Genomic DNA, 25,052 nt, shown 5'->3' with positions numbered 1-25,052 from the left:
ACGCGTGGGACGCGACACAGAACGCATTCGCGGAGGCGTATCAACGCTGGGATCGCATCGACTAAAGGTTGTCCCGTATGAGGCGCGAGTTATCCGGTGAGGGCCAGGTTGTGGAGCCGGGCGATGCCGAGCATGGCCTGGTGAACGCCGTGGCCCTTGAGCCGGCAGTCCCGCAGGATCTTCCAGTTCTTCAACCGCGACAGGGCGTGTTCCACCCGGGCTCGCGCCCTGCGGTGGACGGCATTCTCCGCTTCCTGGTGTGGGCTGAGGTGCGTCTGACCTCGTCGCTTGCGATGCGGGAGGAGCAGGCCGGTGCCCTGGTAGCCCCCGTCGGCGATGGTCGGTGCGCCGCGGCAGACCCGGTCGACGCCGGACTCCGTGAAGGCCCGGCAGTCGTTGCGGCTGCCAGGCAGCGGCAGGCCGATCGCCACCACCAGACGGCTGTTGGCGTCGATCACGACCTGAAGGTTCGTCGAGTACCGATAGTTCTTGCTGGACGCGGCGATGCTGCGGTCGCGTGTGGGCACGAGGGTGCCGTCGACGATGTAGACGGTGTCCTTGCGCGGCCGGCGCGCTGGCGAGATGGCCAGCAAGGGCGCCAGGTGGTCGAGGATGCGGTCGGCCGCGGACTTGGAGACCCCGAACAACGGCGCCACCTGCCGCAACGTCAGGTTCGTGCGCCAGTACGTCGCCACCAGCAGCACCCGGTTCTCCAGCGGCAACCGCCAGGGACGGCCGCGCTGAACGTCACCACCGCGACGCCGTACCAAAGCCACCAGCCTGGTGAATTGAGCCTCGGTCAGCCCGGAGAACGGCTCGATCCACTTCGGATCATCCGCTGAGATCACCCCACCCATGCCCAGTCAACGCACCAACTGCCCCATCAGTTACGGGACAACCTTTACCCGGCAAAGTACGTGCGTGCCACCGCGCTGCGTAACTGCCGGACGCAGCTGCAGCGTGCGTGTCCGACTCCGTAGTGGACTCCCTGCACAATGTGATCAGCCTGGGCGACGGGTTCAGCCAGGGTGATCTAGAGGGCACGGACGATGACCCGCCACGAGCAGCAGCCGCAGTTCGCGGTCCGTTCCACCCACCCGGCCGTACACCACTTCCGGGAGTGTTTCAGCGCTGTCCGCGACTACGTGGGCGCACGTCGCCACGGTGCCTGGCGCGATGAGGAAACCGGTGCCGGATCTTCGCGACGCACCGTCGGGTGAACGGATCATCAGCGCCACCGTCGCCGCCGTGAGCAGATCCCGAGTAGTGGTGCTCAGGGCGGTCACGGCGTCGGCGCGGCCCACCCCAGTGCGACCTTGAAGGTGGACCGGGCTGTGGCCTTGCCGAGGACCGCCACGAGCGTGCCGGACTCGACCGCGAACTCGCACGCGAACTCGACGGTCGCCTTCTGGCTGCCGGTCTGCTGCAAGCGCGTCCCCACCGCTCTGGCGACCCCCACCAGCGAGTCCAGGGCCTCCTCAAGGGTCGGCCGCGAAGCCGCGATCTCCCGCTCGTCTGCACCGGCTTGGCCGGACTCCAGCCGGCGCACCGACAGATACAGCGGATGTCCTTCCACTGTCACGGGAACCACGGCCGTTTCGTCTCCGGCCGTCGCGTCGGCCCCTGCCCGCTCGTCAAGCACCCCGCGCCTCCCCTTCACCTGCCCACGCATCGCCCCCGCAGCAGCGTTCAGCCCAGTGATCCCGCTGGTCGTCCGTCGGAAAACCTGCTCAGATCACTCCCGAGTCCAGCATCGCGTCCGCCACCTTCACGAAGCACACTCCGTCTTCCGGGTCGATCGAGACCGCGCCCGGCCCGCGAACCAAGCCCACCTTTCCAGCCGCGCCCACCTGAGCACGCACCACGTTCCCGACGGTCGGGGCCACCACTCGACGGAACTCGACCGCGAGGAAGTGCAGTCCCGGACATCGACCCACGTGCCAGCGCCGCTCACACGAGACTGCCCAGCATCATCCAAGAGGGCGCTGCGGGAGCGTGAAGGCAGCTTTTGTGTGGACTTCTTCCGCCGGGCGATTGAGGGTTGGCGTTGAACCGCGGCTTCCGACAACCCGGCTGAGCGATGCTGCGTTGCGGCGGGTAGGCACACTCGCCGACGGCAGGGAGTGGCCCCACCTGGTCTATGCATCGGCGGAGTCGTGACGCGGGGGACGTTGTTGTGCTGTCTGGCGGACCTCCCGTCAGGGCGCAGGCCTGGAGGAGTCTCTTTTTCCAAGCGCAGCTTGCCGAGCTGGAGTGCCGCGGGTGCGGGTTCGGTCAGTCGGCACGCGCGGCCAGCAACTGCTCTCACGTATGGGCGGTTATGCCATCGGTGGGCGGGCGTCGCAGCCGGTATTTCCATGCGATGGCCTCGATCGTGCGGCGGTGATCCGCCCACCTTCGTCCATGGACCGGATCGGCCGGCACCGCTGAACGCGTACCCGGGGAAGGGGCGGCGGGCAGCAGCGCTGCGACAGGTGTGATGCCTGCCGCAGCAACTGCAGCTCGCCTTCGGCGGCCTTGATGATGTATTCGTCGTACCTGCCCTGAGCCGAGTCCGGGGTGACCTCGTTCAGAGCACCCGCTCAGGGATTCTTCTCAGATCTGACTGCTGCGCGCATCAGTATGACGATCTTCGCCGGAGAATATCCAGTTCACGAAGTGGGAAGGCGATTCCACCCCACGCCCTTGAATACCCGTCAGCACCTCCACACCGAACCAGCACGTCCTCGGCCATGACCTCCACGCTGCGAATAAATGAACGGACGTCAACCCGACCGTGCCATCGCAGACTTCCTTCAGCCCAGCGGCGGGACTCTGATTCCATGTCCGCGAATTGGACGACCTGCAGGTACGCTTCTTCGTCCGCTCCTGTAAAGAACAGGAAGGTACCCGCGGGCTCGGCAGGAAGGAAGGCAGTTGCAGAGCTTGAGCCCAACTGAAGGTCAATGGCCGTTTGCATTACAGAACTGAGGCCATCTCCCACGTATGTGGTGTGTACTTCGATGACCTCCCGTGGAAAGCGTAGAACGAGGTCGGCCGAGCCGGTCCGCAGCATCTTCCAATGCAGAGAGAGTTCTTCCATTGTTATCACCTTGGATAGGCGGTACGTAGAGATCCGTCTGGATTAAGGATCACTTCGACGCGGGTTTCACCTCGGGATCCAACAGGGTAGTCGAAATCATGCGTGTGAATTGTTCCGTCGCGAGGGCGCCCAGCTGCATCGGGAGTATTTCGCCGCCCTGGAGTTTTCGCGGCATCCTCAATCAATTCTCCGATTTCATCCAGATCCAGGTAATTGGAGAAAGTCGTGTTTCCTTGCGCCACCCCTGGGCTTCCATCCACGTGCTCATCCAGCACGTGTTGCCAACCATCCCCGCTAAAGAGACTGCAGTTGCTGTTGTGGACGAGGACCGGCGTCTGCCCCGCCAGCACATAGTACGTGTGCGCGCCGGGCGGGCGGCACCTGCATTTTCGCTGGTCAGCGAATTCCGGCCTGTCCGTGGGCGTGCGTGGAAGTGCCGTGTTGTGCGCCCGTGTTGCCGTCGGCGTTGCCGTCAGACGGCAACGTGCGGTGAGGGCGGTGGAGTGGGCTTTGGCCGGTGTCCTGCCCGGGTTGGGGTCGGGCATGGTCAGGGGGCCGTACGCTGGCCCGGCAACTCGGGCAGGCTGTGCCCCTGCCCGGAATTTGAACGAGTGGCCCCCTGGCCTTGCTCGACGCGGGCCCCGGCCCGGGGAGGTGGGTAAAGCCCACGGAGCCGACCGACCCCACCTTCGGGCCCCGTCCCGGCCAACTCCCCGCCGTTGCCTCGCCGTCGGCCTGGCGCTCGCCGTGCTGGCCCGTCCGGCTTCTCTGCGCTTCCGGTCGTCCGCTGTGCTGCCTTTGCGCGGCCTGGTCGCTGGCCGGCCCGCGGTGGCGGAGCCGAGAGCGGGCCGGGTGGGCGGCCGTGCCGCGCGCGACCCGCGTCAGCGGGTCGCCTTGGCTGACGTTGCCGTCAGCGTTGCCGTCAAACACCCCTGAAGCCCCACCGGAAAGTAATCCGGTGGGGCTTCAGGCTTACTGATGAAATCCTAGGGCTGCCATCGAATTCCCTTCATTTCAACAGCCCGCAATCGGGTCACGATGACGATCTGATTCGCTCGACCTCTCGACGGATCGGGCCAATCCGGGGAACTCGATCCCACCACCATTCGCCATTCGATCGCTCACCGCCATCGAGACGACGAACAATTCCAGATTCATCAATTTCAGTGAACTGCATAAATCTGGAGTCGGCATCATCGAGCGCCCGCCTGAATCCCACAAGGAAATCTGAGTCGGCGTTTTTCATGCCGAGAGAGACGAAGCTCCTGAGTGCGAGGGCGGCAATCAAGTCATAGACGCCCCACACCGTCCTGTCGGAATCGGGTAGCCCAATCTCCGCCTCAATTCTAAGAACGTGATTGCGCCAGCTCTCCAGCAGCTCAACCAGCCCTAGGGTCCGCTCCGGGGCGACTGGAACTGAGACGCCCTCCAGCCGACGGATATCCATATCCGTCAGGAAGCATCCGAGCCATTCGCCTCGTTCGCTTGTATTCATCCATTCACCTGCCAGGGTAATACGACGTGGACTTCCACGGCATATCCCAGTTGATAATTACGCGGACACCATTGTGGTCAAACCTTGACGAGTTCTGCCCGTCCAACTGGCGCGGCCCAGCCTGCCGAAGCGTCGTCTCAACTTCCGTGGCGGACGGACGCCCCATTGCCGGGTTCCCCCCACCCGTGTGCCCGTTCACGAACTCAACCATCTCGTCGAGACTGTAGTCGCTTCCATGGAAATCCTCGCCGCCGAGACGGTCTCCATTCCTGCCGCCAGCTGGAACTCCACAATTCGGACCGGAATTGTGCACCAGGATCGGAGTGGCCCCCGCCAGCACATAGTACGAGTGCAGGCCGGCAACGGTGAGGTTGTAGGTGCGGGCATGTTTTATGAAGGGGCGGTTTTCCGTGACGATGACGGTGTTGCCCTCGTCGGTGAAGAGGGTCATGCCCGGGTTCAGGTCTTGTGTCTCGACCCAGTTTTGCTCGGATGGTGACCAGAAAGGGTGCTCGTGGGTGGCAGTCAGTCTTTCGATGCCGTCATCTGTCGCTAGGGACAGCTCGTTAAAGTGTTTGTCGTCTTCGGTGATGATGTGGCGGGTGACTGCCCTGGGGCCGGTTTTGTTGGTTTCAGGGTCGGTGGCCTGGACCTTGTCGCCGACGCTGATGTCTTCGATGTCTTTGGTGGTGCCGTCGGCCATAAGGACGTCTGTACCGGCGGGGAAGCAGTTACTGCAGGGGCTCTTCCATTTCACTCCGGGCCCACGCGCACCGAGGCTGGCCACTATTGACTGAAAACCTATATTGCCACATATCAGGCAGGTGTTGACCGCGTCAATACTGTCTACATGTTTCCAGCCTCCGTAGAAGTTGCGGAGTTCGCTGCATCCGTCGTTGAAACTTTCACTGCAGCGCTCTCGGAAATAGAGCTCGACCATGAGTTCATAGCTCAGGTCTTCTGAATAGACGCCGTTCCTCTGGAGCTGGCCGACACCTGGAAGCGCGTACTGGTATTGCTGATATATCTCCTTGGGCGGCAGGGTTGACTCGCCGTCGCCGAGATCGACGATGACGGGATTTCCGCCGCCGCTGCTGCCGTCATCTCCGTTGCCGCCGAGGTCCCCGGGGCCGCACTCGTCCCAGCCGCCCTCGCATTCTGATCCGTCCGTGTATTCCAGGATCATTCCGGATGGGTCGGCGTAGTTGATGGGGTCGTTGGCGCTGTAGCTGAATGCTGAGAGGTTTTGCGGGTTGTATGGGGTGGTGAGGGGGTCGGGGCTGAGGAAGCGTCCGAGGTGGGGGTCGTAGGCGCGGGCCCCGAGGAGTGACAGTCCTGTGCTGGTGTCTTCGGTTTTGCCGAGGAATCCGCTGTCGGTGCCCTTGGGCAGGGTGCCGTTGCGTTCGTCTCCGAAGGGGGTGTAGCGGCGGCGGGTGGTGGTGCCTGTGGTGGCGTCGACGGCAAGTTGGGTGGAGGCCTGGGTGTCGGCCATCAGGTAGGTGAGTTTGCCGTTGGCGGTGGTGGTGCCCTCGGTTGTGCGCATGGCCACCACCGAGGTGCCGCTTGTGTAGTAGCGGGTGGCTGTGGCGGTGGTTTCGTTGGTGGTGCGCAGTTCCATGCCGCCGATGGTGGCGACGGTCTCTTCGGGTGTGGTGCGGATGAGGAGGTTGCCGTCGGCGTCGTAGGTGTAGCGGGTCAGTTCGCTGCCGCTGCCTGTGGTGGTTTTGACGGTGGAGAGCTGGCCGAGGCTGGTCCAGGTGTAGTCGGTGGTGGTGCCGGACTCGATCCGCTGGGTCATCTGGCCGGCGGCGTCGTAGGTGAAGGTGTCGGTGCGGGTGGTGCTGCCTGCGGTGATGTGGTTGATCTTTCGCACGCCGTGCGGCTTGGCGGCGTTGGCCGTGGTCCAGGTTCCGGTGTCGTCGTATCCGGGGTAGAGGTAGTCGCGAGTGGTGGCCTTCCCGGTCGCGTCGATGTCGGTGACGGACTGGAGGTTGCCGAGGCGGTCGTGGGTGTAGGCGCTCTGGTAGGGGGCTTGGCCGGTGAAGTCGGAGGTGCTGTTCAGTGAGCACCCGCCTTGATCGGCCCGGGTGTAGGCGCTAGTGAGGCGGGCCTGGTCGTCGTAGCGGAAGCACTGTGACTGGGCGGTTTGGCCGGAGGCCTGTTCCCGCAGCTCGGTGATCTTGCCGTCGTAATCCTGGTAGTAGAGGTCCTCCTGTTTCTCACTGGTGTACGGGCCGACGGTGGTGGTCGTCGTGATGCCGCGCAGCCAGCGGGTGCCGTTGGCGTAGTAATAGCTGTAGGAGCGTTGCGCGGCGACCCCGCTGATCGGGTCGGTGGGGGATCCGTAGGAGCGGTCGGTCAGCAGACCATATGCGTCGTAGAGGGTCGCCTTCACGTAGGTCTGCTGGCCGGAGGCAAGGCTGACGGGCTGGCCGTAGGCGTTGTAGGTGGTGGTGACGGTTTCCGCGTCCAGCCCGCCCGCTGCTGGGTAGCTGACCGTGGTCAGGTGGTCGGCGGCGTCGTAGGTGAAGCTCGTGGTGTAGTCGCTGGCAAGGCCGTTGACGCTGGCCGGGATGCTGACGGTGCTGCGCAGTGGGCGGCCGCGGTCGTCGAAGGCGCCGGTCTTGACGGTGTAGGTGGTGCCGTCTGTGTCCGTGCTGGTCGTCGCGGTGATGCGGCCTTTGCCGCCGGGCACGCCGAGTCCGTCCCAGGTCCAGGTGGCGGGGGTGTTGGTGCCGCTGGTGACGGAGGTCTTGCGTCCCAGGTTGTCGTAGGCGTAGGTGAGGACGGTCCTGCCGCCGTTGCTGGTGGCCTTGCTGATCTGTCCGTTGGCGTCGTACTCGGTGGTGGACCATCCCGCGTCGGGGTCCGTGGTTCTGATGCGCTGGCCGGCCCAGTCGTAGGTGTAGAGCGTCTCGTTGCCACGCGAGTCGGTGATCTTTTGCAGGCTGCCTTGTGCGGTGTACGTGTACTGGGTGGTGAAGGTGGAGCTGCCGTTGTGCTCAACGATCTTGGAGGTCTGTCCGTAGACGTCGGTGTAGCTGTCCGTGGGACCGGCGGCAGCGGGGGTCACGGTGGTGTAGTCGCCGTGGTAGGAGGTCGTGACCCGGCCGTACGGCTGCGATCGTGCAGTGGTGCCGTCGCCTACAAGCAGCTCGGACTTCGTTGTGCGTCCTGCCCAGTCCAGCACCTGGTCGGTGTACGAGGGCAGGTCCTCGACCTTGGGGCTGACCGGGCCGCCCGAGCCCGCTGTGCCCTGGTTGCGGAAGACCGCCGAGGTTCCCGTGACGTGGCCGGCTGTGTCATAGCGGGTGACCGCGACCTGCCGGTTGGGCACTTCATTGCCCGTGGTGGGATCGGTGCCGTCCCGGATGGGCGCTTGCGTTTCCCTCGCCCGGCCGAGCCCGTCGGTGTAGGCGTAGGCGGACAGGTAGGTGGTGCCGGACTGCAGGGTGTGGGTCGCCACGCGGGGGTAGCCGTCGACGGAGTCCGGAACTCCCCCGATGGGGGAGGCGGGGATGCTGTAGCTGAACTTGAGCGACGGCGAGGACCCGGTTTCGGTGGGCTTCCACACCTCGATAGTGCGGCCTGCAGCATCCAGCGTGATCTTGGTGCTCTTCCCGTTGGTGTCCTTGCTCTGATAGGGCACGCCCCAGAACCGGGACTTCCACACGGTGGTGCTCAGCGGTCCGCGCAGGTCGGCGTTGTTGTCGGTCGGCTTGGGGGTGGTGGTAGTGATGCCGTCCAGGGGCCAGGTGTTTTCCGGGCTGTATGTGGTGGTCGAGCGGTTGCGGTTGGCGTCCTCGGTCCAGCGCATCCGGCCGGCGTCGTCGTAGCCGTAGCGCACCTTCTGGTAGAGGCTGGCTGTGGTGTGAGTGCGCATTTCAGTGAGATTGCCGTCTACCGGTTTGTTGCCGGCCACGTCAGCGGCTTGGTCGTAGAGGGTGGCTTTGTAGCCGTCCTGGTTGGCTGCGGCGCGGTCGGCGCAGCCGGTGGTGTAGTGGCGGGTCTCGTCGACGAGGACCGTCCAGCGCTGAATGCTGCCGCCCTCGTACACGTCGGTGTTGTAGGCGCGGCCGTAGGTGGTGCACCGGTTGTCGGCGACGTCCTTCTCACCCTGGTCGTCGATGCGCAGGGGCAGTCCGTAGGTGGCTGAGGCGGCCTCGGCTGCGTCGTATTCGTTCTGGACGACGTGGGTGCGCCAGCCGGTGGAGATCCTGGTTTCGGTGGTGGTCTGGCTTCGCGGACGAAGCGTGCGTCGGGCAGGCCGGCGTACTGGGCGGTGTTGTGTGCCCAGTAGCGGTGGAAGACCCGCTTGTGGGAGATGCCGGCGTCGTCCCGGACGGAGGTCTCGATAGTGCGGCCCTGCAGCCAAGGTGAGTCGGTGTAGGAGGTGCCTTCGCCGTCGGTGACCGAGACGGAGCGCGTGGCCGAGGGGTCGGTCTTGGAGGTGCGGTCGCCGTCCAGGCCGCGGTAGAGCCAGTGGAACGTGGAGTGCTTGACGGTGCCGGTGCCGGTGGTGGCTTCGACGCGCTGGTAGCCGCGCCAGTCCGACCAGGACTCGTCGTCGTCCGGGGTGAGGGGGTCGTTGGTGAAGCGCCAGCCGGCGCCTCCCTGGTAGTCGTAGGTGGTGGTCATTTCCGGGGCGCCGTCCTGGTTGCTGGTGACCGTCGGGTCGACGGTCACCTTGGTGACCAGGAACTTTTTGAACCAGCCGGTCTTGGATGCGGTGTCGCCTTCGGGGGTCCACTTCTGCCGGAAGCAGTCCTTGGTGTTCGACGCTTCGCTTGGCAGGTTGTCGGCGCTGCACGCGTTCGGAGATCCGTAGGTGACGGTGGTGGTGGCGCCCAGGTCGCCGTGGATGGTGCTGACGCGGCGGAAGTTGAGTTCGGTGGAGCCGACCTTGTTGTCCAGGTCGACGCCGTTGAAGTTGATGACCGGCAGGACGATGTCCTTGCCCGACCCGTAGGTCTTGCGCTGGACGTAGTCCAGCCACAGAGTCTTGCCGATCGTGCCGTCCGGGTTGGGCAGGCCGTGCTTGGTCTGGTACTGCTGCACCAGATCCCAGCCGTCCGCAGTGGTGTTGAGCACGGACGTCTTGATGTCCCACAGCATGTCCTTGCTGAAGAACGTGGGGTAGTACGTCTTGCCCGCGCAGTAGTAGTCCGCCGAGCTGCCGTCGCACAGCAGGTCGACGGGCACGTCCGGGTAGGAGGAGGGGCTGGAGGAGATCGACGGGCAGGCTCTGGGCTCGCTGCGCAGCGGGTCCGCATCCGACATGCGCTGCGTGCACCGGCCCACGTGGGTCAGTTCGACCTTGCCGGTCGGCTTGGAGCCCGTGATCTGAGCGGGCCACCCGTACTCGATCCCCGTGAGGTAGCCGCTCGCGGTGTAAGAACGGGCCTTGTCGCTGTTGGCGACCGACCGGTAGTAATTGGTCTCCTTGTCGTAGAAGTAGACCGACTCGACCTCGTTGGCGTCCACCTCGCGGTCCAGGCTCCACCGCCAGGCCTGCGTGCACGGTTCGGGGAACTGGGCGTGGCAGGGCTCGCCTGCGTTGTTGCCCACCACCGGGATGGTGAACACCGACCCGGTGGCGCTGCCGGTGCGCTCGGAGCGGCCCCAGCCGAAGTAGTAGCGCTTGCCGTCCTGGGTGGAGATGACCCAGTACTCGTCGTCCGCGCCGTGACCGCCACTCAGATGCTGCACCCGCCACCCGGGGTCGTCCTGCAGGTGGTAGGAGCCGGCGCCGTTGTTGTCCTGCACCAGAGTCGAGGTCACGCCGTTGAGGTTGATGACGTAGACGGAGCCGTCCGGTTCGTCGGCGGTGTTTGGCGAGTCCCAGCACATGTCGCCGATCGTGGCCAGTCCGTCCTGGTTGCAGTTGCGGTAGCGGCGCTCGATGAAGCCGACGTTCAGGTCCCAGCCCATGCCGACCCAGGAGGCCTGATTGTTCGTCGCCGAGGTGCGTCCATCAACCGACTGCGAGTTGTACGACAGCGCCAGCGAAGGGGCTGACCCCATCGCAGGAGCCGGCAGGCTGTAGGTGAAGGCTCCGGAGCCGGTCGCCACGTCCCACGAGCCGGTCGGTGACAAAGTGGAGGCCCGGTAGTCACCCTTGTCCGAGGAGGAACCAGAGGTCAGTGCGTAGACGGAGCTAGTGGTGCTGCCCAGCTGGGCCGACAAGCCTGCGCTGTCCGGCTGCGCTGCGATCGTCGCGGTCAGTGTGCCGGTCGCGGTGTCGTTCTCCGCAGGTATGAGCTCGCGGTCCGTGCAGCCATCGGCCTCGGGGGTCTGCAGCGCGCACTCTGGCAGCTTCACCAGCCGCAGCCGGGAGGCGAAATCGCCGCCATAGGCGTACTTGAAGCCCGAGTAGTCGATGTCGACCTGCACCTGACCGGGCGAGGCCACTCCGTCGGTGCGGGTGACCTGCAGACCCAGGCCCACTCCCCCGGCCACAGCCACGTCCTGGCGGTCCAGTACCCGTACATCAACCTGCTCCGGCGACACCAGATCCTCGGCAGGCCCAGCTGGCGGGGTAGATGCCGACTCCGACGGTTGCGGTGATGCACTCGTGGTCGGCTCCGGGCCGGCGGAAGCCGTCGCCTCGGCGCCGTCCGTGCTGCTGGGCGTGGAATTGGGAGTGGGGGTGGATGTGGGGGTTTCCTCGGTGAGCAGCCCCGCCCCCTGGACATCTGGGGCGTGGCGGCCTCACTTTCAGGCGCTGGTGCCACCTCGACGACGTCGGCAACCTCGGTCGTGTCCCCGCTGGGTGACGCGGACGGCTCCGGCGTCACGGTACCGGGCTTTCCGGGAGCTGCCGTGACAGATCCACCGTCGCTTCGGCAGCTACCGGCCAGTCCGGCTCGGGCAGCGGCTTGCCCGTCTCCTCCGCCTGCTGGGCAGGGACGGTTCCCAGGGACTGTGACGGCACCAGCGGCGTCGCTTCTTCCGATGCCGCGGCAGCTTGCCGCGGCGCCACCACCGTTGCTGTCGACAACAGACCGGCCAGAACAGCACCCGCAACGGTGACGGACAGCAAACGCGCACGCCGAGCAGCCACTCGAACTCCCACCCCAAGTGGCCCCCGCATGCGTGCAGCGCGGACCACAGTCCATGACCAAAAAGTCGGCATCCGGGCGGGAGCCGACCGTGCTCCCCAGCACGGTGGAGCCAGCTCAGCCCAGAAATCGATCAATGAAGCGAGAGAGTGGCTTCCATGAACATTCCGAGAACAGAGGGATCAACGACTGGTTCCACTAGGAGCTCGTGATCTGTATCACGACTGTCCGATCTGTCTCCTTGGCCCTCCCACCTCGGCAGATAGGAGGGAAAGCGACTCCGCACCCCTACCAGCGCCGCCGAGAGCCAAGCCGAAAGATCCGGCACCACACACAGCCCGGACCGCGGGCGGGACGTCGAGGGCGAGGCAGAGGTCGGGGTCGTCCTCGGCCTCGAACAGGTGGTTCCAGACGATGAGTCGGGCCTCGATGTAGCCGAGCAACTGCTCGGGCTTAGGGGTCAACCTTGTCCCGGGTTCGCGATCGTGCCGGACAAACACCGGTGTCCCGCATGAACGGAGCCAGCACGAGCGCGCCGTGCCCGAGGATCGGGGCATGGCTGAACGACCCCACCGCCCTGGCGCGTACCCGGTACATATCCCCGCGCGGGCACGCAGTGGGGCCGGGCTGGCGGCAGTTACTAGAGCATCTGCATGAACAGATCCATGCGGCGTTTCCCGGCTACCGGCTCCTCGACCTCAAAGAGAAACTCGGGGGTCTGCGCGTCTACGTGGCCGCTGCCGCACGGCAGCGGCGACACCCTGCGGAGCCTGATCGCGCCCGCCGAGGCGGAATCGGCGCGCGCCTCCCCTGCCGCCGCCCTATAGGCATTCTCAGCACATGTGCGGCAGTCTCATCCAACCTGCAGCACCGCAGGTCAGATCACCCATACAGAGCCAGAAGCCGTCGCAATACACCTGTGGCGGTGCTGGTCAACGACGCGCTGCCACCGCAGCATCGGTGAGACCTCACAGGGCGGCCCCTGGAACGACACGAGGCTCCGCATCTCCACGCGGCATGGGAAGAGCGCTGGCGCCATCTGGAAGGGAAGCGGGTGGGTGAGGCGCTGGTCTGTGTCTGCGGGCGCGACCGTCAGCGCCAGGCAGCGCTCGACGCCATGTTCAACAACGACCCTGCGCTGGCCGCGCTGGCGCTGGCCGGATCGCCGCGCGAGTCGCCGGTCGCCGACGCGTACATGGTCGCGCTCACGTCCGGAGTGCCGATGATGTTGTGGCGGCGAGGTTCCGTGCCCGGCCCGCCGGTCTGCGGAAGTCCCTGCGGAATCCCGGGCCGGGACGCCTGTCCCGACCCGGGGTTCCTCACTCAGGCACGTGGGTTCCTCTCCGTCACCCCGCGCGACGACGTGCCCGACAGGATCTGCGTGCTGCGCAACGATGCGGAGATCGAAGCGGAGGACGAGGGTCACATCGGCGAGCATGTTGTCCTGCTGTGGGACGACCCCAGCCGGCGGATTCCTCGCACTCCCCTAGCCCCGGCCTCCCTGGTCGAGGAAGGACAACCCGTTGAGTGAGTGGAGGATCTATCAGGGCGTCGGCGAACCGCACGATGGCATCGACCGCCTGCCCGATCCGCCGCCGTGGCGTGACTTCGGCAACGCCGAAGACGAGGTGACTCCCTTCGACCGAGAAGTACCCGCGCAGGGCCGACGTCGGCTGCCGCGGGCCGCGGCCTATCAGGCCGATACGAACATCATCGAGGCGGTGAACACGGCCCTGTATCTGCGCAGGCCGCTGCTGGTCACTGGAGATCCCGGCGTCGGCAAGTCGACGCTCGCGGACGCGGTAGCGAGCGAGTTGAAACTGGGCGCGGTGCTGCGCTGGCCAGTGAACAGCAAGACCACGCTGCGCGAGGGGCTGTACCGGTACGACTCGTTGGGCCGCCTGGAGGAGGCGGGCGTGAACAGGCACCAGGCGCGACAGGGTGACCAGCCGCAACCGGCAGGTCCCGGCCGGTATGTCAGCCTCGGCCCGCTGGGCACCGCTCTGTCCCCCTACCGGCTGCCGCGTGTGCTGTTGATCGACGAGATCGACAAGAGCGACATCGATCTGCCGAATGATCTTCTGGACGTCTTCGAGGAAGGCGGATTCGAGATCCCGGAGCTGGCGCGTGCCGCGGACACCCACGAGACGGTCATGATGCGGCCAGCCGACGGTGGCGAGCACGTCACGGTGCACCGCGGCCTCGTCCGCTGCCGTGCCTTCCCGTTCGTCGTGCTGACCAGCAACGGGGAACGAGAGTTTCCTCCCGCCTTCCTACGGCGTTGCGTCAGACTCCAACTGCCAGCTGTCACCGAGGACGAGACGCGACTGCGAGCCATTGTGCGCGCGCATCTTCCGGGGGCCGACGACCAGGCGGAGGAGATCATCGAGTTGTTCATGGAGCGCGCGACGACCGGTGAACTCGCCACCGACCAGCTGCTCAACGCGGTCTACCTGATGAGCCGGACGGTCCAGGAGGGCGCACCCGATCAGGATGGGATCGCCCGGCTGGTGCTCCAGCATCTCAACATGACAGTTCCTGTCGAGTGACAAGCGACAGCGGCGGCGGCGTCGGCAATGACCACGGCGTGGATGCGGCCGTCGGTGTCGCCGATCAGGATGCGGGCGGTGAAGTTCTTCTGGGCGTTGAAGTCCAGTAGTGCGCGGGCCTGGCCCGCGATTCGCTCGAGCTTGGTGAACAGGCCGGGGGATTCCATGACGTGTTGGATGACGTCCGGGTTCTTGCCGTCGCGGCCGGCCAGGGCGGAGTCGGCTGCCGGGTCGTTCAGGGCAGTGCCGCGAAGGTCGATCAGAAGGGCGCCGATCGTTGTTTCGGGGACTCCGTGGTCGAAGCCGAACGTGGTGACCTTGATCCAGGGGAATTCGCTGTCGCGGTAGGCCATGGTGAGCAGTCCTCCGGTGGTCGGTCAGCGGTCGACGACGGCTTTGGCGAGGTCGCGGTGGACGAGGTGCACCGTCAGGTCGCGGCCGGAGTAGCGGTGGGCGAGGTCCGCGACGCCCAGTTCGGTGGCGCCGGCGATGTCGCCGGTGAGGACGGCTTGGAGCGCGAGGGCGAAGGTGGCGGCGCGGTGGCGGCCGCCGGTTCTCTCGCCTATTGCGAGCTGTTGCTTCCAAATGTCAGTGCGTGCTTCTTATCCGTGCTGGCGTCTGAGGTGACGGTGATCGATGAAGCGGCCACTGCCTGGCGGGACTGTGGTGATGTTTCAGAGGTAGGCGGACGGATCAACTAGCGGCGCTCGGACGTGAGGCGGACTTTATGGACCTGCCTGGGCAAGATGAGGATCAGCAGCCGCTCATGGACCGTCCTGGCGTGGTCTTAGGCGTACGCCTCTCGCAAGAACCGCGCCTACCTGCGCAGACGTGTCATCCGCTGCACCATCCCGGACAAGGTCGACCAGGCCCGCAACCGAAGGAAACTCGGCTCCCGCGGCGGCCGTCCGCCGAAGTTCGACCCGGAGGACTACAAGGCCGGGCACGCGGTCGAGTGCGGTATCAATCGCCTCAAAAGACACCGCGCGGTGGCCACGAGGTACGACAAGCTCGCGGTCCGCTACGAGGCGACCGTCCTCGTAGCGGCTATCAACGAGTGGCTGTGACCAGCACATTCGTGACGCTCCTAGGATCGCATCCCGAACAGGAAGCGGGTCGCCCGCGTGCGGCGGACCAGCAGCTCGTACGCGGTGAGGGTGAGGGTGAGGGCGATCGCCACGAGCACGGCGTACTCAACTAGGATCGGCGCCGACCAGCCGATCACGAAGTATGCGACGGCGACCACGATCGGCTGGTGCAGGACGTACAGCGGCAGCACGGCTGCGGCGAGATAGCCATAGAGGCGCCGACGCGTCGTCGGGGCCGGGTTCGGCGCCGCACGCGGTTGCTCTAGCCGCCGACGGTCGAGGAGGCCTGGGATGGCGACCACCAGGCACCATCCGGCCGCACCGAACAGCGCCCGTGAGGCGGTGGCCAGGGCGGTCATCTCCGTGAAGGGCTCGTCGGCCAGGGCAAAGCCAGGGCCGGCTGCCGCGAACAGCACGACGCCGAGCCAGGCTGCGGTCCCGGCGTCGCGCCGCATCACGGTGCGGAAGCGGTCGTCGGTGGCGAGCGCGAAGCCGGCAACGAAGAACAGCAGGTACGACCCGCGGTGCCAGCCCGCGTAGTCCTCCTCCAGCCGTGCGAAGGCACAGATCGCCGCGAAGGCGAGGGCCGGCAGGAACACGACGCCCTGCCGGTGCAGGGTCGCCTCCGCCACCCGGTCGCCGATGCGGCGGACGCGCTCGCGCGGCAACCACCGGTGGAACGGCACCAGCGTGAGGGAGAACGCCAGAAGGAGCACGACGAACCAAAGATGGCCGGTCTCGAAGTGCTCGCCCTGGACGAGGAAGGGGAACGCTTCGGGCTCCAGGTGCACGTCGTAGAAGCGAGGCAGGAAGCCGAGGTACGACTCGTGGTAGTCGGCGTCGGCCGAGCGCAGCCGCAGCCACTGCGGCAGCGGGTTCAGCGCGAGGGTCGCGAAGACCAGCGGAATGCCGAGCCGCAGCAGCCGCTCGCTGGCGAAGCCGCCCGCGCCGCGGCGCTGAAGCGAGTGCCAGGCGCCGAGGCCGGAGATGAGGAACAGCAGCGGCATAGCCCAGACGACCCCGAACCCGGCGATGATCGTGATGGCTTCGGTGGTCTCGGCGTTCTTGACGTAGAAGTCGTCGTCGGCAGCGAATACGAGCGCCGAGTGGAAGAAGACCAGCCCGATCACGACCAGCATCCGGATCGTGTCCAGCTCCGGCCGCCGCTCCGGGAGCGGCGCCTGCGCAGGTTCTGTGCGCGTCGCCATGTCTGTGCCCCCCGTCGCCTGTACGCCACCAGTGTTGGGAAGGCGGCCGTCGGGCGCTACCCCCGCAACGGACTCTGCTCACATCGAAGATCCATTTTCGATACACGCCCTAATAGGACTCCGTTAGGTCTTTCCATCAGTGCTGATCACGAGCATGTTGGATGTGTGGACGCACATGAAGTGAACCGTGTCCGGGCGACGTTGGCGCTATACGTGGCTGATGTGTTCGCTTCGTTGCCGCGCAAGGACCAGCGGGCCAAAGGCGACTGCTATCTGCGGGGCCTGATGCTGGACGGCCGCCGCAAGTCGATCCAGGCGATGGCCTCGCGGCTGCCGGACGGCAACGAGCAGAACCTGCAGCAGTTCGTGAACCAGTCCACCTGGGATCCGGTGCCGGTGCAACGGCGGATCAACGAACGCCTGCTGCCGCTGGTCAACCCGGCCGCCTGGGTGATCGACGACGTGTCGGTGCCCAAGGACGGCCAGATGTCGGTCGCCGTGGCTCCGCAATACTGCGGAGCTTTGGGCAAACGCGCCAACTGCCAGGTCGCCGTCAGTGTTCACGCGGCGAGTGACACCGCCTCCTGCCCGCTGCAATGGCGGCTGTTCCTGCCCGCGGAGTGGGCCTCAGACAGCGAGCGCCGGGTCAAGACCATCGTCCCGCCCCAGGTCACGCATCGGGAGAAGTGGCGCCTGGCATTGGACATGCTCGACACCCTCGCCGACTGGGGGATGACCCCGCCGGCGGTGGTGGTCGATGCCGCCTACGGCACCAACGCACACCTGTGGGCCGCGCTCGACGACCGCCACCTCGCCTACGTGCTCGCCATCCGCGCCGATGTGACGGCCCACCCGTTCGACGCGAAGCCTCAGGCCCCGGCCCGCAACGGGCCCGTCGGCTGCTGGCCCCAGCCCCGCTACCGCCACAGCGCACCGTCGGTGGCAGCCCTGGCCGCACGCCTCGGACAGCAGGCATTCACCTCTCTCACCTGGCGCAACGGCTCACGAGGAGAGTTATGCTCCCGCTTCGCCGCCGTGCGCGTGCGCCCGGCGGGCAAAGCTGTTGAGCGCCCGGTCAAAGCCGCCGCCTCCGCTGAACTGGGCTGGTGGGACGGGATTCTGCCCGACTGCTGGCTGCTGATCGAATGGCCCGCCGAAGCCGAAACGCCGACCGACTACTGGCTGTCCAACCTCCCGCGCGACACCCCGATCAGCAACCTGGTCCGCCTGGCCAAGGTCCGCTGGCGCATCGAGCACGACTACCGCGAACTCAAACACGGCCTGGGCCTAGACCATTTCGAAGGGCGTTCCTGGCCGGGCTGGCATCACCACGTCACCCTCGTGACCGGCGCCCACGCCTTCCTCACCGAACAACGCCTGTCCCCAAAAGTGCCCAGGCCAGCCTCACCCTCTATCAGGTCCTCGACACCCTCCAGAACACCCTGAGGTGCTGGACCGGCATCTGCACCACCTGCCAACAGCCCCTGCCCACCAGGCCACACACAACACCAAGATCAAGACAGACTTAACGAAGTCCTACTAGGGCCTGTCCGATGGGTCGGTTGGGCGGTCCGCCGTGACCAGCCACGACGTGCTGAGCAGCCGGACTGTGCCGTCCGCCACCTCCTGGGCGCGCAGATGGTCGGTCAGGGTGTGGCGGGCGCGGGATCGTGTGGCCGCGTCGGCCTGCTCCATCAGGTGGCGGCCGGGGCCGGTGCCCAGCAGGAACGCTGCCGCGTCCTCGGCTCCGTGTCCCCATGTCCCATACGCCTGCGCCTGGTTGATGCTGATGCCGGTGAATCCGGCTGCGGCGAGCACTTCGCGGATGCGGTCCGGGGCAGCTAGGGAGAACATGCCGGGTAGCCCCGGCCGTCCGAAGTCGCCGACGGGCAGGAAGTCGCGCAGCGACGCCATCGCCGCGACCCAGCCGTTGAGCGTGGCATCGGCCGGGCAGACGAACGCCAGGTGCCCGCCGGGCCGCAGCGCCCGGCAGACGTTACCGAAGGCCGCTACCGGGTCGGCGAAGAACATCACCCCGTAGCGGCTGACCGCCGCGTCGAACGAGCCCTCCTCGAAGGGGTACACCTGGGTGTCGCCTTGCACGAAGGAGGCGTTCGTGATGCCCTCCCGTTTCGCGCGGGCCCGCGCCTCGGCCAGCATCGGGCCGGACAGATCGAGGCCAAGCGCGTGCCCTCGGGGCACTCTGCGCGCGGCGAGGTGCGTGGTCTGCCCGGAGCCGCAACCAAGGTCGAGGACCCGGTGGTCCCCGGCGATCCCGGCGGCATCGAGCAGTGGCTCGTTGAAGCCTTCGTTCACGGCGTTCCAGCGGTCCTGGTTGCGGGCCCAGTGGGAGCCTTCTGGGCCGTTCCATGCCTGTGCCTGCTCGGTGTTGACAACGTCCGGCACGGGGGGCCTCCTGTGGGAAAAGACGGATACTGGGTCCATGACGCGGTACATGCCGGTCGAGTCGTGCGTGGCGGTGTCGGCGAAGCCGAACTTCTCGTAGAGGAAGCGGGCGGGGCCGTCTGCGATCAGGGAGACATACGCGGTGGCAGGCGCCCGGCGCTCCAGCTCGGCGGTGAGCGCGGCCATGATGCGCTTGCCCAGGCCGCGTCCTTGGTGGGCGGGGTGTACGCACATGTCGACGATCTGGAACGCGGTACCGCCGTCACCGATGATCCGCCCCATGCCGACGGGCTCCCCCTCGTGCTGAAGGACCACCCCGTGCCATGTGTTGGGCAGGGCCAGCGCCACCGCTTCGGGGTCCTTGTCAGAGAGGCCGGCATCGGTGCGCAGGCGGCGGAAGACCTCGACGGAGGGCACCCCCACGCTCAACTCGTACGGGTCGTTCAAGCTGTCCACTTCCGATCGTGCGATGTGCGCTGTGACGACCTGCTCCGGTGCTCGCTCACTGGTCAGTGGCCGCATTCGGCGTGGTCGCCGTGGTCGCTGAGCTGCGCTTCGAACCAGTCGTGCAGCGCGTCGACCAGGACCGGCTCTGCGGTGGTATAGGTGAGGGTGGCCCCGTCGGGCCGTTCCCGGTAGCGCACCTCGATGCGCTCATAGCCGTCTTCAAGTTCCGCCAGGCCCGGCATGCCATCGCCATGGATCTGGGCGGGGTCGCCGAAGTCGCCCCGGCCGAACGCCTTGGCCTCCTCTTGGAGGTGGGTGCGTATGAGACTGACCTGCTTGGCGTCGTGGGGCTGGTCGGCGACGACGTCCTGGACCCCGCCCGTCTCGGTCGGGGTGAAGCGGTGGGTGGTTGCTTCGACGTCGAAGGGCATCACAGTCCGGCCGCGTTCTGCGACCGCCTCCTGCCTGCCGGTTTGCCCGTTGTCGCCGTCCTGCTGAGGGCCGCCGATCAGGAGCGCTGCGCCCAGTGCCGCGCCGACACCCGCCGCGGTGATGCCGACCGTCAGCAGCCAGCGCTTGCCGTACTTCATCCAGTGCCTCCGTGAGCACTTCGAGGGAGGTACGCCCTCTCCTTTGTGAATGGGATCGCCGCGGTGCCGTGGCCGCCAGGGCGCCCGGGACGGGACTTCGGCTGCGCCGCAGCTGTGGGAGTGCTGGCCCGGCCCGTCCCAGCTGGCCGTTGGGATTGGGCTTACTGCTGCTTGGCGGGGATCAGCCACAGGACGATGACGGCGGCTACCGCGGCCATGCCCGTGGCGACGAGGAACGCGTCGTCGAAGCCGGAGGCGCTCTGGGCGCCGGTGTGGGCGGCGATGCTGGTGGCGGCGGCGCTGGAGACGGCCGCGGCGCCGGCTGAGGCGCCGAACTCGTGGAAGGTGCTGACGATGCCCGACGTCACCCCGGCCTCATGGGGGGCGACGCTGGCGAGGGCTGTGGCGGCGGCGACGACGAACAGGGCGCCCAGTCCTGCCGCAGCGATGCTTAGGCCGGTGACCATCGCCGTGGTTCCGGACCACAGCACCGGAACGAGGAACCCGGCGGCCGCGACAGCCAGGGCGAGCACAGCCAGCAGCCGGGCTCCCAGACGGCCGATCACGCGGCCGGCGGCTGCGGCGGCGGCCATGGTCAGCAGCGCCACCGGCAGGAACAGCACGCCGGTCATCAGGGCACCGTGGCCCTGGTGGTTCTGGAGGTAGAAGGAGCCGAGGAAGAAGGCCCCCACCATCAGCGCCGTGGTGACGGCGATGACGAAGGTGCCGGCCACCACCGGGCGCCGGCCCAGCAGTCGCAGGTCCATCAGCGGTGCCGTCGCCCGGCGTTGCCAGAGGGCGAAAGCCGCGTAGGCGGCTGCCGAGGCGGCGACCAGGGCCACGGTGACGATGTCGAGCCAGCCGTGGTCACCGGCACGGATCAGGGCGTAGATGAGGGCGCCCGTCGCGGCGGCGACCAGGACGGCGCCGGGTACGTCGAGGGAACCGGTGCCCGCGCGGGGCAGGCTCGGCAGGATCCGGGCGAGCGAGACGAGGACGATCAGGCCGACGGGGACGTTGACGAAGAAGACCCACGCCCAGCCCGGACCTGCCGTGATCAGCCCGCCCAGCAGTACGCCGAGGGCGGCGCCCCCGCCGCCGAGCGCCGACCAGATGCCCAGCGCGCGGTTGCGTTCGTCGCCGTCGAACAGCCGCACCACCACCGAGAGGGCGGCGGGCGAGAGCATCGCGGCGCCCACCCCTTGGGCGATCCGCGCGGCGAGCAGCAGCGGGGCGCCGGTGGCGAGTCCGGCGGCCAGCGATGCGGCGGTGAACACGGCGAGCCCTGCCAGGAGGACCCGCTTGGGACCGAACAGGTCCGCGGCCCGGCCGCCGAGCAGCATCATGCTGCCGAACGTGAGGGCGTATCCGCTGACCACCCAGGTCAGTGCCGCGCGGTCCAGGTCCAGTTCCACGCCCATGTCGGGGAGTGCGATCGCGACCACGGTGATGTCGAGGATCAGCATCAGCTGGGCCAGGCCCAGCAGTCCCAGGGCCGTCCAGCGCAGCGGATGCGGTGCATCCGGTGCGCGTGTGGTGGTGGTTTCCGTGTCGCTCATGACGCTCACCCTCCATCGCTAAGTCGTACAGCAGTGTTCACGTTATACGCCCCGGGGGTATAAGCCAAACAGGGTTGTACGACTTGCCGGGGTAGGGTGGGCGCATGGGCAGCAAGAACTCCACGGCCGCCAAGCGCGCCGACGCTCTACGCAGCATCGACGCGATCGTGCAGGCCGCAGCCGAATGCCTCGGAAGCAACCCGGAGGCGAACCTGAGTGAGATCGCGCGGGCTGCGGGCGTGGGCCGGGTAACGCTGTATGCGCACTTCAGCTCCCGGGCGGAGGTCGTCGACGCGGCGATGAGCCGCGCCATCGACCGGGGCAACGAAGTCCTGGACACGGTCGACCTGACCGGTGACCCGCTGCTCGCCCTGGCCCGGTACATCGAGGCCGGCTGGCACCTGGTGGACCAGGCACGCGCCCTGCTCGCCGCCGCACAACGGGAACTCCCCGCCGGACGCATCCGCGAACTGCATGCCGGGCCCGCCGCCCGGGTCGAGACACTGGTCGCCCGCGGCCGCGCCGAGGGAGCCTTCCGTACGGACCTGCCGATCGCGTGGATGGTCAATGTCCTGCACACGGTCATGCACAGCGCGACCGAGGAGATCCGCGCCGGCCGCCTCACCCCCGACCACGCCGCCGACCACATCACCGCCACGGTGCTCGCCGCCTTCACGCCCCCGGGCACACCGGTACCCGAGACCGGCGGCGGGGCGTAACACCAACAGCCCACGAGGAAGAGCTCGCCACGGGAGGCGCCGCCGGGCAGCCGCACGGGCGCAAGTGGGCCTGCTCAGCATGGGATGCCTCGCGCGATGAGTCCGTGCCCGCCGAGCAGGCCAGGCATCGCGCGGGTCCCTCAACGTCACGCTGTTGCGTGTGCATCCGTACGATGGCGGGCATGACCAGCAGCACCCGATCGAGCCGCCGCCCCGCTGGGCCGCTGTTCGCGCTGCTGGTGCTCACGGTGCTGGCCGGGATCCTGGGCATGCACGCACTGGCTCCCAGCGGAGCGCCGGCACCCGAACACGCCATGACCATGGCCCATGCCCCTGCCACGGAGCAGGCCAGCGCGGCATGTTCGCACACAGACGGCGGCTCCGGGCACCTCGCACACGCCGACGGAACGTGCGCGGCGGCCGGTATCGGCTCCGCTCATGCGCCGCCCGCGCTGGTCGGCGCACTGCCCGACGCACCGGCCGCTGCCGGTGTTCCGATCGCCGCGCCGGCGTCGGCCGTGCAGGGACGGGCGCCGCCTGACCTCTCCGAACTGCAACTCCTGCGGATATAGAGCGGCCCGCACGGCACCCCTGCATGCCCTGTCCGGGCGGGTTGCCGTGTTTTCGCCTGTTCTCATCCCCCTGATCCCGCGCGCCCGAGACGGGTGCGCGTCAAGGAGTTGCACCACCATGATCCGTAAGCGTTCCCTGATCCGCGGCGGCACCGCCGTGGCCGCCGTCGGCACGGCCGCTCTCGTCCTGGCCGCATGCGGCGGCAGCGCGACCGGGCACAACGGCCACGCCGCGACCTCGGCATCCGCTTCGGCTTCCGCCTCGCAGGGGCAGCACAATGCCGCCGACACCGCCTTCGCGCAGGGGATGATTCCCCACCACCGCCAGGCTGTGGAGATGGCCGACCTCGCCCCGTCCCGCGCTCAGTCGGCCGAGGTGAAGAAGCTCGCCGAACAGATCAAGAAGGCCCAGGACCCGGAGATCAAGGCCCTGTCCGGGTGGCTGACCTCCTGGGGCGAGAAGGTGCCCGCCGAGGGCGCCATGGACCACTCCGCTCACGGCACGGGCGGGATGATGACGGCCGAGGAGATGGACCAGCTGAAGAAGGCATCCGGCAAGGCGTTCGACACCGCCTTCATGGAGATGATGATCAAGCATCACGAAGGCGCGGTGGCGATGGCCAAGACGGAGAAGACCGAAGGCGCCTTCCCCGACGCCAAGAAGATGGCCGACGCCATCATCACCTCCCAGACCGCCGAGATCCAGAAGATGAACAAGCTGCTCGGCAAGAGCTGACCCACTCCGTCAGCGGGGGTGTGGAGGGCTGGCGCGACCCTCCACACCCCCGCTGCTTTTTACGCGTTCCCCACTTCCCCGAAATACCCCCTGGGGGTATATCGTTGTGGTGTGGGCCACGGGATCGGGCCACACTGGACGGGAATGGGGATGACGGTCATGGACCACACCGCACACCACACCAGCACCGCTCACGACCACGCCGCACACCAGGCGGCCGGGAGTCACGGTGGGCATGGCGGCGCGTCCTGGGCAACGGCGGCGAAGGCAACGCTGCACTGCCTGACCGGATGCGCGATCGGCGAGATCCTCGGCATGGTCATCGGCACCGCCCTGCTGTGGGGCAACGTGCCCACCCTGGTCTTGGCGATCACCCTGGCGTTCGTCTTCGGCTACTCCTTCACCCTGTTCGCCCTCCGCAGGGCGGGCCTGGACTTCAAGAGCGCCGTCAAGGTGGCGCTGGCTGCGGACACCGTCTCGATCGCGATCATGGAGCTCGTCGACAATGGCGTCATCGCCCTCAGTGGCGCGATGGACGCCCACCTGTCCGACGCCCTGTTCTGGACCGCGCTGTTCGGTGGCTTCGCCGTCGCCTTCGTGATCACGACTCCGGTTAACAAGTGGATGATCGGCCGGGGCAAGGGCCACGCTGTCGTCCACGCCTACCACTGACCTCTCGCAGCACAAACGCGCCGGGGCGCATCCCCTTGAGGGTGCGCCCTGGCGCGTTCGCGGTGGTCGGCGTCAGCTGGCGATGTCCGGCGGCCTACCGGCCTCGGGGCCAGGTTTCAGTGCGGCAGGAGGTTCTGCTCGCGCTGGCGGCGGCGCCCGTAGCGGGTCACGCCGCGCGGCTTGAACACCGACAGGGCGGCCGCGGTGAGCAGGACCAGCAGGGCGGCGGCAGCGTCGGCGATCAGCTGGATGCGCATGCCTTCCAGGTCGCCGCCCGCGAGTGTGGCCCTGGCCGCCGCGTCGGCGAGGTGTCCGACCGGCTGCATGTGCACCAGCAGAAGCAGCGTGGCCAGCGCCGTGATCAGCAGTTTCGCGATGACCCAGTAGTGGCGCAGCAGCCCCCAGGCGGTGCCCAGCGACTGGAGGACGCCGGTGAGCAGCGAGGCGATGCTGAGTGGAACGATCACGGACCACCCCACCAGCTCCATCGCCACATAGGCGCCCTGCACCGTCTGGGGCGAGCTGCTGGACAGCCCGGCGACGGCCAGTGCCAGGAAGGCGGCGACCGCTCCCAGCCAGCCGACCGAGGCGGTGACGTGGAGGGTGAGGGTCACCTTGCGCAGCCGCGACGGGAACGGTCTCACGGTGTGTGCCCGTGCATCCCGCCGCCGGCCAGGTGCACGATCACGAACACCACGACCAGGACGACCGCGACCACTGCGGACACCTTCACCCAGCGGGGTGCCCCGTCGTCGTCATCGGCCCCGGAACGAGGCGGTGAGCCGGCCATGGCGTCCTCCACAAGTTCAACCCCGGAGCGTCACCGCCCCGGCCCCGTACCTGTTTTACGAGACACAGCGTCTCTCTT

At 67.3% G+C, this 25,052-nt stretch carries 21 protein-coding genes and 2 pseudogenes; 9 read left to right on the top strand and 14 right to left on the bottom strand.

The window, feature by feature from the left end; translation table 11 throughout:
* Positions 1 to 89: 89 nt before the first annotated feature.
* The 6 genes from AB5J55_RS42815 to AB5J55_RS42790 all read right to left on the bottom strand — a co-directional run bounded on the left by AB5J55_RS42815 (position 90) and on the right by AB5J55_RS42790 (position 11,619).
* Positions 90 to 857, bottom strand: a complete 768-nt coding sequence (locus AB5J55_RS42815; protein ID WP_369270679.1) for a transposase — start codon at positions 855 to 857, stop codon at positions 90 to 92.
* Positions 858 to 1,282: 425 nt separating this feature from the next.
* On the bottom strand, positions 1,283 to 1,582 hold the full coding sequence (locus tag AB5J55_RS42810) for a CU044_2847 family protein (RefSeq protein WP_369275789.1): 300 nt from the start codon (positions 1,580 to 1,582) through the stop codon (positions 1,283 to 1,285).
* A 148-nt stretch (positions 1,583 to 1,730) separates the two neighbouring features.
* Positions 1,731 to 1,886: a hypothetical protein gene (locus AB5J55_RS42805; RefSeq protein WP_369275788.1), complete on the bottom strand. Its 156-nt coding sequence runs from the start codon at positions 1,884 to 1,886 to the stop codon at positions 1,731 to 1,733.
* Between the two features lie 2,229 nt (positions 1,887 to 4,115).
* Entirely contained in the window at positions 4,116 to 4,577 is a 462-nt protein-coding gene (locus AB5J55_RS42800) for a hypothetical protein (RefSeq protein WP_369275787.1), read from the bottom strand.
* 4 nt (positions 4,578 to 4,581) lie between these two features.
* On the bottom strand, positions 4,582 to 8,634 hold the full coding sequence (locus tag AB5J55_RS42795; RefSeq protein WP_369275786.1) for a polymorphic toxin-type HINT domain-containing protein: 4,053 nt from the start codon (positions 8,632 to 8,634) through the stop codon (positions 4,582 to 4,584).
* Positions 8,635 to 11,370: 2,736 nt separating this feature from the next.
* On the bottom strand, positions 11,371 to 11,619 hold the full coding sequence (locus AB5J55_RS42790) for a hypothetical protein (protein WP_369275785.1): 249 nt from the start codon (positions 11,617 to 11,619) through the stop codon (positions 11,371 to 11,373).
* A 1,001-nt stretch (positions 11,620 to 12,620) separates the two neighbouring features.
* On the opposite strand from AB5J55_RS42790, the gene AB5J55_RS42785 reads away from it, so the two are divergent.
* Positions 12,621 to 13,169, top strand: a complete 549-nt coding sequence (locus AB5J55_RS42785) for a hypothetical protein (protein ID WP_369276469.1) — start codon at positions 12,621 to 12,623, stop codon at positions 13,167 to 13,169.
* Entirely contained in the window at positions 13,162 to 14,187 is a 1,026-nt protein-coding gene (locus AB5J55_RS42780; RefSeq protein ID WP_369275784.1) for an AAA family ATPase, read from the top strand. Before AB5J55_RS42785 ends, AB5J55_RS42780 begins: the two co-directional genes overlap by 8 nt.
* On the opposite strand, the gene AB5J55_RS42775 is transcribed toward AB5J55_RS42780, so the two are convergent.
* The gene (locus AB5J55_RS42775; protein ID WP_369275783.1) at positions 14,127 to 14,540 is read right to left on the bottom strand and encodes a hypothetical protein; all 414 of its coding nucleotides are present in this window, start codon (positions 14,538 to 14,540) and stop codon (positions 14,127 to 14,129) included. The genes AB5J55_RS42780 and AB5J55_RS42775 overlap by 61 nt on opposite strands.
* A gap of 57 nt (positions 14,541 to 14,597) precedes the next feature.
* Between AB5J55_RS42775 and AB5J55_RS42770 the strand changes: the two genes are divergently transcribed.
* Both AB5J55_RS42770 and AB5J55_RS42765 read left to right on the top strand, forming a co-directional pair.
* Entirely contained in the window at positions 14,598 to 14,888 is a 291-nt protein-coding gene (locus tag AB5J55_RS42770) for a hypothetical protein (protein WP_369275782.1), read from the top strand.
* Positions 14,889 to 14,993: 105 nt separating this feature from the next.
* Positions 14,994 to 15,254: pseudogene (locus AB5J55_RS42765) on the top strand (transposase); the annotation flags it as partial.
* Between the two features lie 20 nt (positions 15,255 to 15,274).
* Here AB5J55_RS42765 and AB5J55_RS42760 read toward each other — a convergent pair.
* The gene (locus tag AB5J55_RS42760) at positions 15,275 to 16,483 is read right to left on the bottom strand and encodes an acyltransferase (protein ID WP_369275781.1); all 1,209 of its coding nucleotides are present in this window, start codon (positions 16,481 to 16,483) and stop codon (positions 15,275 to 15,277) included.
* A gap of 165 nt (positions 16,484 to 16,648) precedes the next feature.
* Here AB5J55_RS42760 and AB5J55_RS42755 point away from each other — a divergent pair, with 165 nt between their 5' ends.
* Positions 16,649 to 17,929 (top strand): IS701 family transposase, encoded by a 1,281-nt coding sequence (locus AB5J55_RS42755; RefSeq protein WP_369275780.1) that lies wholly within the window; start codon positions 16,649 to 16,651, stop codon positions 17,927 to 17,929.
* Between the two features lie 93 nt (positions 17,930 to 18,022).
* Here AB5J55_RS42755 and AB5J55_RS42750 read toward each other — a convergent pair whose 3' ends face one another.
* From AB5J55_RS42750 to AB5J55_RS42735, 4 genes and pseudogenes are all read right to left on the bottom strand, one after another.
* Complete coding sequence (locus tag AB5J55_RS42750; RefSeq protein ID WP_369276468.1) at positions 18,023 to 18,889, bottom strand: class I SAM-dependent methyltransferase; 867 nt, start codon at positions 18,887 to 18,889, stop codon at positions 18,023 to 18,025.
* A gap of 36 nt (positions 18,890 to 18,925) precedes the next feature.
* Positions 18,926 to 19,345 (bottom strand): annotated as a pseudogene (locus AB5J55_RS42745) (GNAT family N-acetyltransferase); the annotation flags it as partial.
* Between the two features lie 53 nt (positions 19,346 to 19,398).
* Complete coding sequence (locus AB5J55_RS42740; protein ID WP_369275779.1) at positions 19,399 to 19,926, bottom strand: aspartate carbamoyltransferase; 528 nt, start codon at positions 19,924 to 19,926, stop codon at positions 19,399 to 19,401.
* 161 nt (positions 19,927 to 20,087) lie between these two features.
* The gene (locus AB5J55_RS42735) at positions 20,088 to 21,485 is read right to left on the bottom strand and encodes an MFS transporter (protein ID WP_369275778.1); all 1,398 of its coding nucleotides are present in this window, start codon (positions 21,483 to 21,485) and stop codon (positions 20,088 to 20,090) included.
* A gap of 104 nt (positions 21,486 to 21,589) precedes the next feature.
* Here AB5J55_RS42735 and AB5J55_RS42730 point away from each other — a divergent pair, with 104 nt between their 5' ends.
* From AB5J55_RS42730 to AB5J55_RS42715, 4 genes are all read left to right on the top strand, one after another.
* Positions 21,590 to 22,204: a TetR/AcrR family transcriptional regulator gene (locus tag AB5J55_RS42730; protein WP_369275777.1), complete on the top strand. Its 615-nt coding sequence runs from the start codon at positions 21,590 to 21,592 to the stop codon at positions 22,202 to 22,204.
* 182 nt (positions 22,205 to 22,386) lie between these two features.
* A complete protein-coding gene (locus AB5J55_RS42725; protein ID WP_369275776.1) occupies positions 22,387 to 22,776 on the top strand; it encodes a DUF6153 family protein in 390 nt (129 codons plus the stop codon).
* Between the two features lie 118 nt (positions 22,777 to 22,894).
* A complete protein-coding gene (locus tag AB5J55_RS42720) occupies positions 22,895 to 23,512 on the top strand; it encodes a DUF305 domain-containing protein (protein WP_369275775.1) in 618 nt (205 codons plus the stop codon).
* Positions 23,513 to 23,671: 159 nt separating this feature from the next.
* Entirely contained in the window at positions 23,672 to 24,184 is a 513-nt protein-coding gene (locus tag AB5J55_RS42715; protein WP_369275774.1) for a DUF4396 domain-containing protein, read from the top strand.
* Positions 24,185 to 24,300: 116 nt separating this feature from the next.
* Here AB5J55_RS42715 and AB5J55_RS42710 read toward each other — a convergent pair whose 3' ends face one another.
* Positions 24,301 to 24,828, bottom strand: a complete 528-nt coding sequence (locus AB5J55_RS42710; RefSeq protein WP_369275773.1) for a hypothetical protein — start codon at positions 24,826 to 24,828, stop codon at positions 24,301 to 24,303.
* The gene (locus tag AB5J55_RS42705; protein WP_369275772.1) at positions 24,825 to 24,974 is read right to left on the bottom strand and encodes a hypothetical protein; all 150 of its coding nucleotides are present in this window, start codon (positions 24,972 to 24,974) and stop codon (positions 24,825 to 24,827) included. The genes AB5J55_RS42710 and AB5J55_RS42705 overlap by 4 nt, the downstream gene beginning before the upstream one ends.
* Between the last annotated feature and the right edge of the window lie 78 nt (positions 24,975 to 25,052).

Source organism: Streptomyces sp. R11, from assembly GCF_041051905.1.
Taxonomy (GTDB): domain Bacteria; phylum Actinomycetota; class Actinomycetes; order Streptomycetales; family Streptomycetaceae; genus Streptomyces.
The sequence above is the reverse complement of the archived record's forward strand: the minus strand, read 5'-3'. Positions and strand labels throughout refer to the sequence as shown.

Excerpts from the sequence above, each read along its gene's own strand:
- AB5J55_RS42815 (WP_369270679.1), bottom strand. The coding sequence starts at position 857 with ATGGGTGGGGTGATCTCAGCGGATGATCCGAAGTGGATCGAGCCGTTC.
- AB5J55_RS42800 (WP_369275787.1), bottom strand. The coding sequence starts at position 4,577 with ATGAATACAAGCGAACGAGGCGAATGGCTCGGATGCTTCCTGACGGAT.
- AB5J55_RS42775 (WP_369275783.1), bottom strand. The coding sequence starts at position 14,540 with ATGGCCTACCGCGACAGCGAATTCCCCTGGATCAAGGTCACCACGTTC.
- AB5J55_RS42760 (WP_369275781.1), bottom strand. The coding sequence starts at position 16,483 with ATGGCGACGCGCACAGAACCTGCGCAGGCGCCGCTCCCGGAGCGGCGG.
- AB5J55_RS42740 (WP_369275779.1), bottom strand. The coding sequence starts at position 19,926 with ATGAAGTACGGCAAGCGCTGGCTGCTGACGGTCGGCATCACCGCGGCG.
- AB5J55_RS42735 (WP_369275778.1), bottom strand. The coding sequence starts at position 21,485 with ATGAGCGACACGGAAACCACCACCACACGCGCACCGGATGCACCGCAT.
- AB5J55_RS42730 (WP_369275777.1), top strand. The coding sequence starts at position 21,590 with ATGGGCAGCAAGAACTCCACGGCCGCCAAGCGCGCCGACGCTCTACGC.
- AB5J55_RS42725 (WP_369275776.1), top strand. The coding sequence starts at position 22,387 with ATGACCAGCAGCACCCGATCGAGCCGCCGCCCCGCTGGGCCGCTGTTC.
- AB5J55_RS42720 (WP_369275775.1), top strand. The coding sequence starts at position 22,895 with ATGATCCGTAAGCGTTCCCTGATCCGCGGCGGCACCGCCGTGGCCGCC.
- AB5J55_RS42715 (WP_369275774.1), top strand. The coding sequence starts at position 23,672 with ATGGACCACACCGCACACCACACCAGCACCGCTCACGACCACGCCGCA.
- AB5J55_RS42705 (WP_369275772.1), bottom strand. The coding sequence starts at position 24,974 with ATGGCCGGCTCACCGCCTCGTTCCGGGGCCGATGACGACGACGGGGCA.